The organism is Acinetobacter sp. ANC_7504 (assembly GCF_056779995.1).
The window spans coordinates 83,501-101,398 of the sequence record NZ_JBWYIZ010000005.1 but is presented as its reverse complement, the minus strand read 5'-3'; the positions used below and the strand labels follow the sequence as shown (position 1 = coordinate 101,398).

At 39.6% G+C, this 17,898-nt stretch carries 16 protein-coding genes and 1 tRNA gene; 8 read left to right on the top strand and 9 right to left on the bottom strand.

What is annotated here, in order from left to right:
- Nucleotides 1–35: 35 nt before the first annotated feature.
- The 8 genes from mraY to AC1M9F_RS07600 all read right to left on the bottom strand — a co-directional run bounded on the left by mraY (nucleotide 36) and on the right by AC1M9F_RS07600 (nucleotide 9,593).
- Entirely contained in the window at nucleotides 36–1,154 is a 1,119-nt protein-coding gene (gene mraY / locus AC1M9F_RS07635; RefSeq protein ID WP_092767279.1) for a phospho-N-acetylmuramoyl-pentapeptide-transferase, read from the bottom strand.
- A complete protein-coding gene (locus AC1M9F_RS07630; RefSeq protein ID WP_481597465.1) occupies nucleotides 1,155–2,558 on the bottom strand; it encodes a UDP-N-acetylmuramoyl-tripeptide--D-alanyl-D-alanine ligase in 1,404 nt (467 codons plus the stop codon).
- 9 nt (nucleotides 2,559–2,567) lie between these two features.
- Nucleotides 2,568–4,064: a UDP-N-acetylmuramoyl-L-alanyl-D-glutamate--2,6-diaminopimelate ligase gene (locus AC1M9F_RS07625; RefSeq protein ID WP_481597464.1), complete on the bottom strand. Its 1,497-nt coding sequence runs from the start codon at nucleotides 4,062–4,064 to the stop codon at nucleotides 2,568–2,570.
- Between the two features lie 7 nt (nucleotides 4,065–4,071).
- Nucleotides 4,072–5,901 carry a penicillin-binding protein PBP3 gene (gene ftsI, locus AC1M9F_RS07620; protein ID WP_035263956.1) on the bottom strand — a complete coding sequence of 610 codons (1,830 nt, stop codon included), beginning with the start codon at nucleotides 5,899–5,901 and terminating at the stop codon, nucleotides 4,072–4,074.
- A 9-nt stretch (nucleotides 5,902–5,910) separates the two neighbouring features.
- Entirely contained in the window at nucleotides 5,911–6,255 is a 345-nt protein-coding gene (ftsL, locus tag AC1M9F_RS07615; protein WP_035263955.1) for a cell division protein FtsL, read from the bottom strand.
- The gene (rsmH, locus tag AC1M9F_RS07610) at nucleotides 6,255–7,178 is read right to left on the bottom strand and encodes a 16S rRNA (cytosine(1402)-N(4))-methyltransferase RsmH (protein ID WP_092767287.1); all 924 of its coding nucleotides are present in this window, start codon (nucleotides 7,176–7,178) and stop codon (nucleotides 6,255–6,257) included. The genes ftsL and rsmH overlap by 1 nt, the downstream gene beginning before the upstream one ends.
- 184 nt (nucleotides 7,179–7,362) lie before the next feature.
- Nucleotides 7,363–8,379, bottom strand: coding sequence for a sulfate ABC transporter substrate-binding protein (locus AC1M9F_RS07605; protein ID WP_481589159.1), 1,017 nt, complete (start codon nucleotides 8,377–8,379; stop codon nucleotides 7,363–7,365).
- 239 nt (nucleotides 8,380–8,618) lie between these two features.
- The gene (locus AC1M9F_RS07600; protein ID WP_481597490.1) at nucleotides 8,619–9,593 is read right to left on the bottom strand and encodes a sulfate ABC transporter substrate-binding protein; all 975 of its coding nucleotides are present in this window, start codon (nucleotides 9,591–9,593) and stop codon (nucleotides 8,619–8,621) included.
- A gap of 405 nt (nucleotides 9,594–9,998) precedes the next feature.
- On the opposite strand from AC1M9F_RS07600, the gene AC1M9F_RS07595 reads away from it, so the two are divergent.
- The 5 genes from AC1M9F_RS07595 to AC1M9F_RS07575 all read left to right on the top strand — a co-directional run bounded on the left by AC1M9F_RS07595 (nucleotide 9,999) and on the right by AC1M9F_RS07575 (nucleotide 13,050).
- Nucleotides 9,999–10,313, top strand: coding sequence for a hypothetical protein (locus AC1M9F_RS07595; protein ID WP_092767291.1), 315 nt, complete (start codon nucleotides 9,999–10,001; stop codon nucleotides 10,311–10,313).
- 127 nt (nucleotides 10,314–10,440) lie between these two features.
- Nucleotides 10,441–11,949, top strand: a complete 1,509-nt coding sequence (gltX, locus tag AC1M9F_RS07590; protein WP_481589160.1) for a glutamate--tRNA ligase — start codon at nucleotides 10,441–10,443, stop codon at nucleotides 11,947–11,949.
- 114 nt (nucleotides 11,950–12,063) lie between these two features.
- Nucleotides 12,064–12,139: transfer RNA gene (locus AC1M9F_RS07585), tRNA-Glu, on the top strand.
- 105 nt (nucleotides 12,140–12,244) lie between these two features.
- Nucleotides 12,245–12,586, top strand: coding sequence for a zinc-ribbon domain-containing protein (locus AC1M9F_RS07580; RefSeq protein ID WP_481597463.1), 342 nt, complete (start codon nucleotides 12,245–12,247; stop codon nucleotides 12,584–12,586).
- Nucleotides 12,587–12,744: 158 nt separating this feature from the next.
- The gene (locus tag AC1M9F_RS07575; RefSeq protein WP_051586493.1) at nucleotides 12,745–13,050 is read left to right on the top strand and encodes an SEL1-like repeat protein; all 306 of its coding nucleotides are present in this window, start codon (nucleotides 12,745–12,747) and stop codon (nucleotides 13,048–13,050) included.
- Between the two features lie 52 nt (nucleotides 13,051–13,102).
- On the opposite strand, the gene ettA is transcribed toward AC1M9F_RS07575, so the two are convergent.
- Nucleotides 13,103–14,764 carry an energy-dependent translational throttle protein EttA gene (gene ettA, locus AC1M9F_RS07570; RefSeq protein ID WP_035263944.1) on the bottom strand — a complete coding sequence of 554 codons (1,662 nt, stop codon included), beginning with the start codon at nucleotides 14,762–14,764 and terminating at the stop codon, nucleotides 13,103–13,105.
- Between the two features lie 298 nt (nucleotides 14,765–15,062).
- Between ettA and AC1M9F_RS07565 the strand changes: the two genes are divergently transcribed.
- The 3 genes from AC1M9F_RS07565 to AC1M9F_RS07555 all read left to right on the top strand — a co-directional run bounded on the left by AC1M9F_RS07565 (nucleotide 15,063) and on the right by AC1M9F_RS07555 (nucleotide 17,884).
- Nucleotides 15,063–16,340, top strand: a complete 1,278-nt coding sequence (locus tag AC1M9F_RS07565) for an O-acetylhomoserine aminocarboxypropyltransferase/cysteine synthase family protein (RefSeq protein WP_035263942.1) — start codon at nucleotides 15,063–15,065, stop codon at nucleotides 16,338–16,340.
- Between the two features lie 240 nt (nucleotides 16,341–16,580).
- Complete coding sequence (locus AC1M9F_RS07560; protein ID WP_481597462.1) at nucleotides 16,581–17,468, top strand: SDR family NAD(P)-dependent oxidoreductase; 888 nt, start codon at nucleotides 16,581–16,583, stop codon at nucleotides 17,466–17,468.
- A gap of 116 nt (nucleotides 17,469–17,584) precedes the next feature.
- Complete coding sequence (locus tag AC1M9F_RS07555; protein ID WP_481597461.1) at nucleotides 17,585–17,884, top strand: hypothetical protein; 300 nt, start codon at nucleotides 17,585–17,587, stop codon at nucleotides 17,882–17,884.
- Nucleotides 17,885–17,898 lie beyond the last annotated feature (14 nt).

Here is a 17,898-nt window from a genome sequence, read left to right as displayed (position 1 = left end):
CGGCATAAGCCGACTTGATCTCATTTGATTCTTGCTTAGCGCAATTTTAAGGTCATTAGACCTAAAACTACCAGCATAATTGTGATAATCCAGAAACGGATGACCACCTGTGTTTCACGCCATCCTTTCTTTTCATAGTGATGATGTAACGGCGCCATAAGGAAAACACGTTTATTTCGCATACGAAGCGAACCGATTTGTAAGAATACAGAAACTGCTTCGACTACAAATACACCCGCCATAATTGCAAATACAATTTCCTGACGTACCATCACCGCAATAGTTCCCAACATCGCTCCAAGCGACAAGGCACCAACATCTCCCATAAATACTTGTGCAGGATGCGCGTTATACCAAAGGAATGCTAAACCTGCACCTATCATTGCAGCACAAATAACAACGAGTTCAGATGAATATTTCACATAGGGAATATGTAAATAATTTGCAAAACGAACATCACCCGCCAAATAAGCAAACACCCCTAGGCCCGCCGCAACCAATACAATTGGCATAATTGCAAGACCATCTAAACCGTCAGTCAGGTTAACAGCATTCGACGCACCGTTAATCACTAAATAAGTGAATATGATAAAACCGATCCCTAAAGGGATTACCGATAAAGGAATTGTAAGATCTTTAAAGAAAGGGATCAGCAAATCCAACATATTCGCAGTGTGTACAGGATTAGTTTGCTGAGTCGCAATTACGTAGAGTGATATCCCTGCACCCAAAGAAGCGACAGATGTCCAAAAAAACTTCTTACGCGCTGGCAAACCTGCATTGTCTTTATAACGGATTTTAATCCAGTCATCAGCCCAACCTACGGCACCAAATATCACCATCACGCCAAGCACAATCCAAACATAAGGGTTTGAAAGGTCTGCCCAAAGTAAAGTTGAAATCCCAATAGAAAGCAAAATAAGGAGACCACCCATGGTTGGTGTTCCCATTTTTTTGGCATGGTTTTCCGGAGCGAAAGAACTTACCGCTTGGCCATATTTTAAAGCTTGTAACTTACGGATCATAACAGGACCAAGAACTAGGCCTATCGTGAGTGCTGTCAAGACACTGAGCAGCGCACGTAATGTTAAATAACGAACCACTTGGAACGAGCTGTGATAGCCGGAAAGTTGTTCAAATAACCATAACAGCATTTAGAGTTTCTCCATCAAATCTGCCATCAACGTTTCCATATGGGTATAACGAGAACCTTTGAATAAGAAACTCATTTTTTGCGGTTGATGTGTTTCGATTAGACTAATTAAAAATGGTAGAGCTTGCTCTTGATTGAGGAAAGCTTGTAACTTTTTCCCGTACTGAGTACTACGTGCGCCTTCCTGTGTTGCTGGTGCAAACTCACCAACAGCAACGACAAAGTTGAGTCCGCGAATCGAAACCAAATCTCGCCCGAGTAAATAATGTTGTTGAGCAGCAGTCGGACCTAACTCACCAATATCCCCAATCACCATGACACGAATACCTTCTTGCTGTGCAAGCACTTCACCCGCTGCACGCATCGACGTCGGATTGGCATTGTATGTATCATCGATAAATAAAAAATCATTTTTTTGAATAAAATTCAAACGCCCCTTTGCACCCACAGCTTGTTCTAAACCCGTGACAATATCATCCAAGCTGATATTTAATGACAATGCAAATGCAGCAGCTGCCAAAGCATTTTGAACATTATGCTCACCAGCAAAAGGTAAATCCACGGGTTGGACACCTACAGGCGTATGTAATTTAAATTGAGCACTTTTTGGATTCAGCTGAATATCTGAAGCATAGACATCGCCACCTTCTCCAAAACTTAAGGTTTTTGTTGTTTTTACACTTTGACGGATCTGGTCTATATAATCATCAGCTGCTGGCACGATCGAAGTTTCTGAAACATGACCATAGATTTCAGATTTAGCTTTACAAATTCCGTCACGCCCACCGAACTCACCAAGATGAGCCGTACCGATATTAATAATACCCGCAACATGAGGTTGAACAAGCTGCGAGGTATAGTCAATTTCTCCTTGATGACTAGCTCCGAGCTCCATCACTGCATATTCATGATCTGGTCGAAGCTCCAATAGCATCATAGGCACACCCAGATCATTATTGAGATTACCTCGCGTGATCAATGTCGGTGCTTTGCGAGCAAGAATACTACCAAGCATTTCTTTAGTCGTCGTTTTGCCACTACTACCAGTCAGCGCTATAACTTTTAATTGCGTATGCTGAGCGCGACGAAATGCACCAAGCATACCTAATGCTAATCTCGTATCTGTTACCACCAACTGATAAATATCGATATCTAAAGGCCGCTCAACAATCGCAATCTGACAGCCTTTTTCAGCCACTTGTTGAACAAAGTCATGCGCATCAAAACGCTCACCTTTCAAGGCTAAAAAAGCATCCCCCAACTCCGCATGACGTGAATCTGTCAAAATACGCTTTACTTCTCCAGTCGGTTTTTTATCATTCAACCAATACCCTTGAGTTGCGGCAACAAGATCAGACAAAGTCCATGGGACAAGTGTCGCAGTACTTGTAGTAGATGTGTGCATAATGATTCCTTAGTCTGCTGGATAAGATGCTGGCTCAGTCGCATGCTGACCCTTAATGGCTGCTTGGACTTCTACCACATCATCAAACCAATGACGAACACCATCAATCTCTTGATAATTTTCGTGGCCTTTGCCTGCAATCACAACAATGTCACCTGCTTTTGCTGTTTTCACTACAAACTTAATCGCTTCACGACGATCATGAATTTCATGAACCTCTCTGTTCGAAAATTCAATTCCAGCCTTCATGTCAGCAAAAATTTGTTCTGGGTTTTCAGTACGTGGATTATCTGAGGTAAGCAATACAACATCTGCATGATCTAAAGCAGCCTGTGTCATTAATGGTCGTTTACCGCGATCACGATCACCACCGCACCCAAACACAGCCCACAATTGCTGTGAAATATGACGTTTTAATGTTTGAAGAACCTGAATTAATGCATCAGGAGTGTGGGCATAATCCACGACAAACAAACGATCTCGATCACGCAATACTTGCATACGCCCTGGCGCGCCTTTTAACTGAGGAACTAAAGCGACTAACTGAGATAAATCTAAACCCGCCTGTTCAACAGAGATTAAGCTCGCAACGACATTTTCAATATTAAAGTGACCTAATAACGGACTATGCACTAAATAGCTTTGGGTCTTGGTCACCAATTTAAAATGAACACCGTCTAAACTATATTGAATCTCTTCAACATGGTAATCCGCGGGTCGAGTGGTGGAATAAGTCAAAATTTTAGGTTTTGCTGGATTTTGCTCCGCCGCTTTGAGCATGATATTTGCGTAAGCATCATCGATATTGATAATTGCAACTTTAAGACTCTCAAACTGAAATAAGCGTGATTTTGCCTCAGCATAGGCCTCTAAAGTCTTGTGATAATCCAAATGATCGCGACTTAAATTACTGTAAGCTGCAACTTCAATTGGCGTTCCATTGAGACGCCCCTGTTCAAGACCATGGGAGCTGGCTTCAATAGCAGCAAACTTAGCCCCCTGCTGAGCATAAGCATGCAATTGATTTTGCATATGCAATGCATCTAACGTGGTATGTGTAGATGCTTCAAGGTGGGGCAAAATCCCATTCCCTGTCGTCCCCATCACAGCACATGGGTACTTACTTAACATCAGTAGCTCTGCAACAAGCCTTGAAATGGTCGTTTTACCATTGGTTCCCGTGACAGCCAATACTCGAAGTGGATTTACTGGCTGTGTCTGTTGCAAATAATCTTTCTGCCATTGTCCCATGAGCATACGCACATTCGGAACGATCAAACTTGGCGTTAAACCTAAGTCTTGTTCTGAAATAATAGCCAAAGCACCAAGATCTAATGCCTTCTGTGCATACTCTGCAGTTTTTTCAGGTTGAGAAAGACTAGTCAAAGCAATAAACACTTGTCCCGCTTCAACTTTACGACTATCTAATTGGAAGCCATTAAATGCTTGTTGCATCCATTCTGCTGGATGATCTACAGCGTAGATTTGTTGAAATGTAATCGACATTCATCACCTATGGAATGGATTTTGGAGTATCTAAGGGTTTATCCAATGGTACGTTTAATAGTCTCAGCGATTCCTGCATTACTTTTGCGAAAACAGGTGCTGAGACAGTACCACCGTAATATGTGCCTTTTGGATTTTCGACCACGACGACCATCGCCAAACGTGGATCACTTACAGGTGCAACACCTGCAAATAAAGCTCGATATTCATTGGTCGAATAACCTTTACGGTCAGCACGTAATTTGTGTGCTGTACCCGTTTTACCTGCAACGCGATAACCTGGTATTTGAGCACGAGTCGCTGTACCGCCTGGTAATGTTGCTGTCTCCATCATTAACAAGACTTGATCCGCAATTTTAGGATCAATCATTTGTTCACCTTGAGGAGCTTCATCCAACTTGTACAAACTTAAAGGAACTTTCTTCCCTTTGTTTGCCAACATGGCATAAGCGTCTGCCAATTGTAGTACCGTGGCATTAAGACCATATCCATAGGACATGGTTGCAACTTCTGAAATATTCCATTTACTTGGCGGTAAGATCAGACCTGGACTTTCACCAGGGAATTTGACAGCCGAACGCTGTCCAAAACCAAGACGCTTATAGAACGTTGGTAAAGTCGGATAAGGCAAAGATAAGGCAATTTTCGCTACACCTACGTTGGAGGATTTTTGAATAATGCCACCTAAAGTAAGCGCTCCATAATTATGTGTATCACGAATCGTATGATTACCGACACGCATCGACCCTGGCGTGGTATTAACGACTGAGTTTGCAGTGTACTTACCACTTTCAAGCGCCATCGCCACCGTTAATGGTTTCATCGTCGAACCTGGTTCAAACGAATCAACTGCACCGCGATTTCGCATTGCATCTTTATTGGATAAACTTTTTTTATCATTCGGGTTATACGACGGCCAACTGGTCATCGCTAGAATTTCACCGGTTTTGACATCGACCGCAATTGCTGTAGCAGAACGTGCATTATTTGCCACACCCACCGCGGTAAGCTCTCGATACATAATGTATTGCAGTCGAGAGTCAATACTCAGTGTAATATTTTCCCCAGCTTCAACTTCTTTAATAACTTCTGGAACTTGAACACGGTTACCATGCTTATCACGTACAATTTTCTGTTCGCCATTGACCCCTGCAAGCCGCTTATTCAGCTGCATCTCCAAACCTTCAATCCCTGTTCCCTCGGTATTGGTTAAACCAATGATTTGAGAGTTGGGTTGTGGTTGTGGGTAATAACGTTTATATGATTTTTCAGAATATACGCCAGCAAAATTGCGTTGTGCTAACAGAGCCGCTTGAGCAGGTGGTACTTCTTTTTTCAATACTAAATAACGTGAACGAGCTCGATCTTGAACACGCTTTTTGAGGTCAGCTCGATCCAGCCCAACTGCATCTGCTAGCTCATCTAAATTCAGGTTTTCCTGTGGTAACTGATTTTTTAATTTTCGACTGGTTGGATTCTTTTTTAACTCTTCAGTAATTTCATCAAAAGTTGCTTTAGTTTCAAAATAATGTTGAGGATCAATCACCACCTTCATAATTGGTGTACTAATTGCCAAGGGAACGCCATTACGGTCGCTAATAACCCCTCGCATCGCACTTAATTTTTCAGTACGTAAAATTTTTGCGTTGGCTTTATTTTGCAAAAAGTCTTTATTCACAATTTGAACATAAAAGGCACGTGCAACCAATACCACAAAAAATGTCAGGACTAAGCCCCACATTAAATAGAAACGCCACATATCTACAGCAACGGTTCTTTTCTGTGTAATGGGCTGCTGTTTTTTACGTGTTTGTTTTGTTTTGCTTTTATCAACCATTCAGCGTGCCTATTGATTTTTCGCGGTTTCAGCAGGAAGTGAAATCACCACAGTCTGTGATGTTGGTGGTGAATACATACGTAATTGTGTCACTGCACGTGTCCCAATCTGTGCAGTCGCTCCAAATGTCTGTTGCTCAATAAGTAGACGACCCCATTCAGCATTAATGTCTTCAAGCTCACGCATATGCGTATTAAATTCACGAAAATCTTGACGATAAGAATAGACCTGATAGACCACCATAAATGCGCTCACCATGACCATAGCGGTTAAAATGCTATAGATCAGTATTTTTTTTCGCACCAAGGGCGTTGCTACAGGTTCCTGTTGTTCTACATCTTTTTCCTTTTTCATTATTCGCCTTTAAAATTTATTCGCTCTGCAACTCGCAACCAAGCACTTCTAGAACGCGGATTTTGTTTCACTTCTTCTTCACTCGCACGTACGCGATCAATTTTTTTCAAACGACGAGTTTCTTTAGGTTTCTGAGGTAAGCCCCAACCATCATCCTCAGCTAAAGTCGACTCTTTTTGAATAAATTGTTTAATAATTCGATCTTCTAAGGAATGGAAACTGATGACCGCTAATCGACCTCCATTATGAAGCATATCCAGTGCTTCAGGTAAAAAAGCATGCACATCTTCTAATTCTTTATTGATTTCAATTCGAATTGCTTGGAATGTACGTGTCGCAGCATGCTTATTCTTTTCCCATTTCGGATGGGCAACTTTTACAATTTCAGCCAATTGACTTGTACTCTCAATATAACCTGCTGCTTTAATCGCTTTCGCAATGCGGCGGCTATATCTTTCTTCACCATATTGAAAAATAATATTCGCTAAATGCTCTTCATCAACTTCAACCAACCATTGCGCTGCAGTTAGGCCTTGAGAGTTGTCCATTCGCATATCCAATGGACCGTCTTTCATAAAGCTGAAACCACGTTCGGCCTGATCAAGTTGTGGCGATGACACACCCAAATCTGCCATAACACCATCCACAGTTTCAACACCACGTTGATTTAAGGCTGTTTTAATATCTGCAAAACTTGCATGAATAATGGTAAATCTTGGATCTTCTTGTTCTAACTGAGCAGCCACAGCCAAAGCCTGCGGATCTTTATCAAAGGCATAGACACGAGAATGTTCATCTAATTTGGACAAGAGAAGTCGAGTATGACCTCCTCGACCAAAGGTGCCATCTACATAAATCCCTGTATTACGCCCACCCAATAGGGCATCTACAGTTTCATGAAGTAATACAGAAATATGCGACATAATAACGTTTCAGAACATCTAAAAATTTAACTGCACATTATTACCTTGTTTTAATAAAGCTCCAAACGACTTTTTGTAGGTAAATTTTACTTTCTATAGGCAAAACCGTTTCATTCACTGGAATGTTCAAATAAAAAAGCCTCACTTGGAGGCTTTTTTATTAATTTTCAATTACTTCAGTATATTAACGACGACTGTTATAAATCTGATCAAAAATCGCACCATTCACAAAATGTGCTTGTTGTGCTTTTGCCCAACCACCGAAAACCTCATCAATGGTGAATGTTTTTAACTTAGGAAATTGTTTTGAGTATTTTGCTAACACTTCAGCATTACGCGGACGATAGAAATGCTTAGCAGCCATCTCCTGACCTAATGGTGAATATAAATAGTTGATATAGCCAGTTGCCAACCATTTATTGCCATTTTTATCTACAGTACGATCAACGATGGCAACAGAAGGCTCTGTCAAAATAGAAATAGATGGATAAACAATATCAAACTGATCTTTGCCCAAGGCTTTTTGAGTGACCAGTGCTTCATTTTCCCAAGTGAGCAACACATCGCCAATTTTACGCTCAGCAAATGTCGTCATAGAAGCGCGCGCCGCAGAGTCCATCACTTTGACGTTATGGTACATCTTGCCAACAAAGTCTTTTGCTTTCGCTTCATTACCACCTGGTTGTTTGAGTGCATAACCCCAAGCTGATAAATATACCCAGCGTGGTAGTCCACCTGTTTTAGGGTTTGGTGTGATGATTTCTACACCCGGCTTAACAAGATCTTGCCAATCCTGAATTTTTTTAGGGTTACCTTTACGCACCATAAAAACAATGGTTGATGTATAAGGTGCAGAGTTATAAGGGAACTCTTTTTGCCATCCTTTATTGATTTGACCCGATTTCACGATCTCTTCAATATCATTTGCCAAAGCCAAAGTGACAACGTCGCCTTTCAAGCCATCAACCACAGAGCGTGCTTGTTTACCTGAGCCACCATGAGATTGTTTAAAGTTGACTTTCACTCCAGTTCTTGACTGCCAATATTGACCAAATGACTGATTAAACTCATCATAAAATTCACGAGTCGCATCATAAGATACATTCAGGAAATCACGTTGTGCTGCTTGAGAAGATACGCTGAACGATAAACCTGTTGCGAGTAAGCCCGCTGTAAGCAAGGCTTTAAATTGAGTTTTCATAGTCAAAAAATCTAGATATACATAATTAATCTAAATATATGAAATAAAATCATATTCATCAATTTAATTTGGACATGTGATTTACGTTATATTGCTACCATTTTTCTTTCAAGATTATGAATTAATTCATAAATCATCTTAAATACAGTCTATATTCAAATATATAGTATTTTATGGATTTCTTATAATTAAAAATGGATAGCATATCGCTATCCATTCACATAAGTTCTAAAAATAGATTATTTTTCTGCTGAAATTTGGTCGTAAATAGCGCCATTTACAAAGTGCGTTTGCTGCGCTTTCGCCCAACCACCAAATACTTTATCGATGGTAAATAATTGTACCTTTGGAAATTTAGTACTGTATTTAGCTGCGATTTTTTCATTACGTGGTCGAAAATTATGTTTAGCAGCTAATTCCTGCCCCAAAGGTGAATACAGATAGTTAAGATATCCTTTTGCGAGATTACGATTCCCATTTCTATCTACGGTTTTATCTACGATGGCAACAGAAGGCTCAGCTAGAATTGAAATTGATGGATAAATAATTTCAAATTTATCTTGCCCCAAACCTTGCGTCGCTAAGAGCGCTTCATTTTCCCAAGACAGTAAAACATCACCAATTCCACGTTCAGCAAAAGTCGTGAGTGATCCACGGGCTCCTGAATCTAACACTTTGACATTTTTGTATAATCGTTTGACTAACTCACGAGCTTTGGCATCATTTCCGGCAGGCTGTTTAAGTGCATAGCCCCATGCAGATAAATAAATCCATCGTGGCGCACCACCTGTTTTTGGGTTCGGGGTAATGATCTCAACACCTGGTTTGACTAAATCACTCCAGTCTTTGATATTTTTTGGATTGCCCTTTTTTACTAAAAAAACAATGGTAGATGTATAGGGTGCTGAATTATTGGGAAATTCTTTTTGCCAATTTTTATTGATATAACCTGCTTTTACAATTTCTTCAATATCATTTGCAAGTGCCAAGGTCACAACATCTGCTTGTAATCCTGTTGCTACAGCACGTGCTTGTTTCCCAGATCCACCATGAGATTGCTTAAATTGCACGTCTTGACCAGTACGTTTTTTCCAAAACTCACCGAAACTTTGGTTATATTCTTGATAAAATTCGCGAGTGGGATCATAAGAAACATTTAAAAATGATGTATTCGCCTGTGCAGTCATACTGAACAACAATGCCCCAATACTCATTGTGCCCAATAATTTATTGAAAAAGTGCTTATTCATTAAAATCTCTTTTTTATTACATTTATGAATTGCACTATATTTTTTATTTACTTCAGTCACAATGTTTTCAATAGACGAATTAAATCATTGTAAATATCTAAATTTTATATACATTTTCTTCATATGAATTGCATTTTTATCACTTATACTCTCTTTAAAATTTACCGCATAACATCATATCTTCACCAAATCTCCATATTTTATTGATAAAAAGAGGCAAAATTTATTTCAGCTACAGGTTGAGTAACTTAAGGATTGTTGAATAACAAATTGTAAGAAAGTGTGATGAATTTGTACTTTTGTGAATTTTATGTTTAAAATGTAAACCTAATTACTCTTACAATAAATTCAAAATAGGGGAAAATTGAAATGAATTTGTGCTATTTACAAGCGTTAAGCTTAACTTTATGTGTTTTTGGTATGAGCCAGACACATGCAGCAGCGTTACAAAACCCTGCTAAATCACTACAAAACTCTAGTGTTGCTGAAAAGTCTTTAACACCTATCGAACGCGCATTGACTCAACAAAAACGTGAACGTGCTGAGAACAAACCTTCTTCAGAGATGGATCAGATTAAAGTGATCACCTCTATTAAGAATGCTCCAACGCAAAACTTCCTAGCATCGCAACACCAACAGTTTTCGCGTTTTTTACAAAGTTTATTTCCTCAGCACACATCTTAAGCACCATTTTTCTCAATCTCCCCAATTGAGCCAAATTTAGCCCAGTCCGATTTAATGAATTAATCATTAAGCCACTGGGCTTTTTGCTATAATAAAACCAATTTTTATTTGATAACTTTTTCTGGCTATGACAGTTCGTACTCGTATTGCACCATCTCCTACAGGTTTCCCCCATGTAGGTACTGCTTATATCGCATTATTTAACCTATGCTTTGCTCAACAGCATGGCGGTGAATTTATCTTACGTATTGAAGATACAGACCAACTCCGTTCAACACCTGAATCAGAAAAAATGATTCTCGATTCATTGCGCTGGTTAGGTTTAAATTGGTCAGAAGGTCCAGATGTGGGTGGCCCTCATGCGCCATATCGTCAATCTGAACGTATGGATATTTATAAAAAATATGCGTTAGAACTGGTTGAAAAAGGTCATGCATTCTATTGTTTTGCCACTGCTGAAGAATTAGATCAAATGCGTGCAGAACAACAAGCACGTGGTGAATCTCCTCGTTATGATGGTCGTGGTCTAAAACATACGCCAGAAGAAGTTGAAAGACGTTTAGCGGCTGGCGAACCGCATGTTATTCGCATGAAAGTACCTGAAGAAGGGATTTGTAAATTTAATGACTTACTGCGTGGTGAAGTAGAAATCCCATGGGCACAAGTTGATATGCAAATTCTGCTGAAAACCGATGGCCTACCAACTTACCACTTAGCAAACGTTGTTGATGACCATTTAATGGAAATCACTCACGTGATTCGTGGTGAAGAATGGATTCCATCTGCTCCTAAACACCAATTGCTTTATCAATATTTTGGTTGGGAAATGCCAGTGCTTTGCCACATGCCACTTTTACGTAACCCTGATAAATCAAAACTATCTAAACGTAAAAACCCAACTTCAATCAATTACTACAAAGATATCGGTGTATTACCAGAAGCATTATTAAACTATTTGGGTCGTATGGGTTGGTCAATGCCAGATGAACGCGAAAAGTTCAATTTGGCTGAGATGATCGAGAATTTTGACATCCAACGTGTATCGCTTGGGGGTCCAATTTTCGATGTAGAAAAACTCAATTGGTTAAACGGGCAATGGATCAAAGCACTTAGCCCTGCTGAGCTTTTAGATACTTTATTGGCGTGGAAGGCAGATCGTGCCAAGTTAGAAGAAATTGCAGCGGCAATTCAACCACGTATTAACCTATTGTCTGAAGCAGTGAATTGGTCAGCACATTATTTTAATCACTTCCCTACACTGTCTAAAGCACAATTCGAAAGTAAAAAGTTATCTGAAGAGCAAGTTCGTCAAAGCCTACAATTTGCAATTTGGCGCTTAGAAAGCTTATTTACTTGGAATAATGACACTGTTAGCCAAACGCTAATGGATTTAGCTGCACAAATGGAAATTAAATTACGTGACTTTATGCCTGCGTTCTTTATTGCCATTGCGGGTTCTACTGCTTCAACGCCAGTGATGCAAACCATGGTGACGATTGGTCCTGATTTGACTTTTGCTCGCCTGCGTCATGCACTCGAAATCGTTGGCGGTCCAAGTAAAAAAGAGCTTAAAGTATGGGAAAAATTGAATGAAAGCTTAAAATTGCCGAAAAATGATGCAGTTGATGAAGCTTAATTAAATTTTTTATTGACGCATGAGTGTTATATCCCTAATATAGCGCTCACACAGATTAAGCACTTAGCTTGATACCTAGATTGCTTTTATAGCATTAACTGTGTTGCCTCATAAGTCCCTATCGTCTAGAGGCCTAGGACATCGCCCTTTCACGGCGGTAACCGGGGTTCGAATCCCCGTAGGGACGCCAAATTCTAAAAAACCACTGACCTCGATCAGTGGTTTTTTTTCATCTATACATTTTTGATTTTAGTTTCGATGTTATAGAATTAAGCAAAAGAAATACGGAGCGCTCATGCAGTACCAATGCCCTAAATGTCAAAGTCGTAAAATTCTTCCTTTAGCAAGTGCCAATGCACCTGCTGTGCGACCAAATATTCCTAAAAGCTTAATCATCCTCGTACCCACTCTATTTTTACTCCTATTATTGGTGATTATTAGCGTTGTACTGATGATTTTTAGTAATGGTGCTGGCGAGACACTTCAAATTGCAACTGTGATCGTATTTTTAATTGCAGTGATAGCGGGTGTGATGTTCTGGAAAGATTTACCAGATTTCAAAATTTCGATGCAAGCCTTCATGCAATCTCAAAAGAAATGGAAATGCCGTGAATGTAATCACGAATGGGAAAATTAATTGTTTATTTTCATCAGTCCTAAAAGCTCATTTGAACTTTTAGGACTTAAAATTAAATAAATTTAAATTTTATATATGAGTAGTAGACAAAACCTTCAAAAGAGCATAATTTAATGAAATAGATCTCATTTTTGCATGGATAAGCAAGGAGAACCATAATGATAATAAAACTATTTCAATCACTATTCTTTGATCTAAAACGTACTCGAACGGCTAATTTATCCAATCTCGAGCCATCCACATCCTTAAACCCTCGAAATCAAATGTGGTTATACCTACGTGATGCATTACGTGGGAATGCTGAAGCACAATATCAATTAGGTCTGAGTTACTTAAATGGTGAACTAGGTTTGGATCGAAATTATCAAATTGCTGAAAAATGGCTGAACCAATCAGCGAATGCTGGAAATGAAAATGCAAAAAGAACTCTACTTCAAGCTTATAGTCTTTTAGCATTTTCATAAAATTAATTCATAAAAAAACCAGCCTGAAGGCTGGTTTTTTTATTAGATGGAATTAACCACCAATTTTGCGATATTTTTGGCGCTTAGCCACTAGATCATCGCCATCGCGTTTACGACGGTATTCTTCGAACTCAGCATAGTTTCCTGTGAAGAATTCTGGTGTTTCACCTTCGAATGACAAGATGTGCGTTGCAATACGGTCTAGGAACCAACGGTCATGCGAGATGACCATTACAGTACCTGGGAATACTAAAATTGCATCCTCAAGCGCACGTAAAGTTTCGATATCCAAGTCGTTCGATGGTTCATCGAGAAGGATAACGTTTGCGCCCATTTGTAGAATTTTCGCAAGTTGTAAACGGTTACGCTCACCACCTGACAATTGACCTACACGCTTCTGCTGATCTTGGCCTTTAAAGTTAAAACGACCAATATATGCACGTGATGCGATTTCATATTCACCAATACGTAAGATATCTAAACCGCCAGAAACTTCTTCCCAAACCGTTTTATTGTTATCTAAGGTGTCACGAATCTGACCCACGTAAGCCACTTTAACTGACTCACCTAGCGTTACCGTACCTGTATCAGGTTGTAATTCACCTGTCATCATACGGAATAGTGTGGTTTTACCCGCACCGTTCTCACCCACGATACCCACGATCGCACAAGGAGGAACAACAAAAGATAAATCTTTGTAAAGTGTACGATCACCAAACGATTTGCTGATGCCTTCAACTTCTACAACCTTGTTCCCTAGACGTGGACCAGGTGGAATGTAGATTTCAGACGTTTCGTTACGTTGTTGGAATTCACGAGAGTTAAGCTCTTCAAAGCGTTCCATACGTGCTTTATTTTTCTTTTGCTGACCTTTTGCATTAGAACGAACCCATTCAAGTTCTTTTTTCAATGCTTTAGCAAAAGATTCTTCTTGCTTCTGTTCTTGCTCTAAGCGGGCATTTTTCTGCTCTAACCAAGAAGAATAATTACCTTGATAAGGGATACCCATACCACGGTCAAGCTCAAGAATCCACTCAGCAACGTTATCCAAGAAATAACGGTCATGCGTAATCGCAACGATTGTACCAGGGAAGTCTTTTAAGAACCGTTCCAACCATGAAACAGATGATGCATCCAAATGGTTCGTCGGTTCGTCAAGAAGCAACATGTCTGGTTTAGACAAGAGCAAACGGCAAAGTGCCACACGACGGCGCTCACCACCTGACAATTTAGTGACATCAGCATCCCAAGCTGGCAAGTTTAGCGCTGCCGCTGCTTGTTCAAGCTGGTTATTTAAGTTATGCGCATCCCAAGTTTGAATAATTGCTTCAAGCTTTTCTTGCTCTTTTGCAAGTGCATCAAAGTCGGCATCTTCAGCTGCATATTCAGCGAAAACTTCATCAAGACGAGCTAATGCATCAAGTGCTTCACGAACGCCATCTTCAACGTTGCCACGAACGTCTTTTGTTTCATCTAATGGCGGCTCTTGCTCAAGGTAGCCGATCTTGATACCTGGTTGTGCACGAGCTTCACCAGAGAAATCTTTATCTACGCCAGCCATAATACGAAGCAAGGTAGATTTACCTGCACCGTTTAAACCAAGAACACCAATTTTAGCGCCCGGGAAAAATGATAAAGAGATGTCTTTAAGGATTTCGCGCTTAGGCGGAACCATCTTAGACACACGGTTCATCGTGTAAATATATTGGGCCACGTAGGACTCCTCTATAAAAAAAACAAAATCCGCTGTAAATACAAATCGCGGACAAATAATTAGGGAGCATTATACGATGAATACGATAAAAACATAAGCCATACGCCCGAACTTGCAAGGAATGTTACAAGTTTATTTTTTCATCAAACTTACCATTCAAAGTGCACAAGAATATGGCTTTTAAATGAGCAACATATGAGAATTTTAGATAACTTTTTCAATATTTTATAAATTTTATAATATGATTAGGGTGCTATATTCTCATTGAACAATTTTTAAACCACAAGAAGATCTCAAAATGACATATAAGGACGAAACCCTCGCCATCCATGCTGGATACTCACCTGAACCAACGACTAAAGCAGTTGCGGTACCCATTTATCAAACGACGTCTTACTCATTTGATAATACGCAACATGGCGCAGACCTATTCGATTTAAAGGTCTCTGGGAATATTTATACACGGATTATGAACCCAACGACTGCTGTGCTTGAACAACGTATTGCAGCACTCGAAGGTGGGATCGGCGCATTAGCACTTGCATCAGGTATGGCAGCCATTACCTATGCCATTCAAACCATTGCTGAAGCTGGGGACAATATCGCTTCTGTATCTACACTTTATGGTGGTACATATAATTTATTTGCACATACGCTACCAAAACAAGGGATCGAAGTGCGCTTCTTCGATTATCAAAATCCAGAAAGTTTACGAGCACTTGTTGATGAAAAAACTAAATTAGTCTTCGTTGAGTCTATTGGTAATCCACTCGGCAATATTATTGATTTAGAAGCGATTTCTAAGCTTGCACATGAACTTGGCATTCCTGTAATTGTGGACAATACAGTTGCTACACCAGTGCTTCAAAAATCTTTTGAATTTGGTGCAGATATTGTTGTTCACTCTCTAACCAAGTACATCGGCGGACATGGTAATTCGATCGGCGGTATCATTGTTGACAGCGGTAAATTCCCTTGGGGTAAATATCCAGATCGTTTTAAAGCATTAAATACGCCCGATCCAAGCTATCACGGCGTGAACTATGTCGAAGCGCTTGGTGAAGCAGCTTATATTGCACGTGCTCGTGTCGTGCCATTACGCAACACAGGTGCAGCGATTAGCCCACAAAATGTTTTCTTAATCCTGCAAGGTTTAGAAACATTAAGTTTACGTATGGAACGTCATACTGAAAATGCTTTAAAAGTTGCTCAATATTTACAAGCTCATCCAAAAGTAAAATGGGTAAATTACGCAGGACTACCTGATCACCCGCAACATGCTTTAGCTCAGAAATACGTTAAGGGCAAACCTTCAGCAATTCTTTCATTTGGTGTACAGGATGGCTTAGCAGGCGGAACTCGCTTTATAGATGCCCTACAATTATTCACACGATTGGTGAATATCGGTGATGCAAAAAGCTTAGCATGTCACCCAGCAACTACAACGCATCGCCAACTGAATGAAGAAGAGTTAAAAGCTGCTGGCGTTTCTACGGATATGGTTCGCTTATCTATTGGAATCGAACATGCTGACGATTTAATCGCCGACCTAGAACAAGCGCTCGCTCAAGTCTAATCTTGATAATGCATTAGAAATAAAGCCTCATGATTGGGGCTTTATCCTCATTTACCATATCGTCTTTTTCAATTATTTTATTCGTATTACCACAATAAAAAATTAGAGCATTTACTCTAATTTTACAATAATTTCATAAACTTATGCCATGGTTTATTTTCATTTTTCCACTATGCTGATTTGTATGACACGCTGAAAAATACGTGTTGCACAATTCATTGCATTTACAGGGAGAATGAAGTGAATAAAAAATTAGAACAGCGTTTTAAAAAACGTGTCCATGGAAAAAATATTCTGATTACAGGCGCGTCCAGTGGTATCGGTTTAACTGTTGCACATCAATTGGCTGCGGCAGGTGCGCATGTATTATTGGTGGCACGAACTGAGGAAACTTTACAACAAGTAAAATATGAGATTGAGCAAAAAGGGGGAAAAGCTGACATTTTTCCTTGTGATTTGAATGATATGAGTTCAATCGATGCTGTAACGCAACAAATCTTCAATAGCGTCACACATATTGATATTTTAATTAATAATGCAGGTCGTTCGATTCGCCGTGCAGTCCATGAGTCCATCGACCGTTTTCACGATTTTGAACGCACGATGCAACTCAACTATTTTGGTGCTGTTCGCCTCATTTTAAATGTCCTTCCACATATGATAGACCGTGAACGTGGACATATTATTAATATTAGTTCAATTGGTGTATTAGCCAATGCTACACGCTTCTCTGCATATGTCGCTTCAAAAGCTGCATTGGATGCATTTAGCCGTTGCCTATCAGCTGAAGTCCATGCGCATAATATCGCTATCACCTCGGTCTACATGCCTTTGGTCAGAACGCCGATGATCGCTCCAACTAAAATATATAAATACGTGCCAGCACTTTCACCGAATCAAGCTGCAGATTTAATCGCTGGTGCTATTGTGAACCGTCCAAAAAAGGTAGCGACTGGTCTTGGAAAACTTGCATCAATTACTTATGCAATTGCACCTGATATTAATAATAAATTGATGTCGATTGGATTTAATTTATTTCCAAGCTCTACTGCTTCTGTCGGTCGCCAAGAGAAATTAAACCTTGTACAGCGTGCATATGCCCGACTATTTCCTGGCGAACATTGGTGATCGAACAAGTTAATTTAAGTACTTTGTGAGATGATCTTGTTACATTTTCACTGTGTGATTTTAATTATTCTTTAAGAATTAAATGCCATGATCAAAACATAAAATAGGAGTTTGTCATGGCTCAAATTTATTTTTTTAGATTATTTTTTCTAGCAGTTGCTGTTTTGATTTTTACTCAAATCATGAGCATGATTATTCAGCAACATTACTCATTCGACACCTTATTACAGCTAGGTTTATTTTTAATTTTGCTTGAGCTGGGATTCAACATAAAACCAGCCGATGCTCAAAATAAAACTGAATTGGATCAACAGCAGATGAATCATGCCAAAGCACCAAAGTCTTATGCATATCATTTGTCAAAAATAGGTTTAGGCACTATTGCATTCAGCTTAATCTTACCGAATCTTCTTTAGTGCTAATCATGATT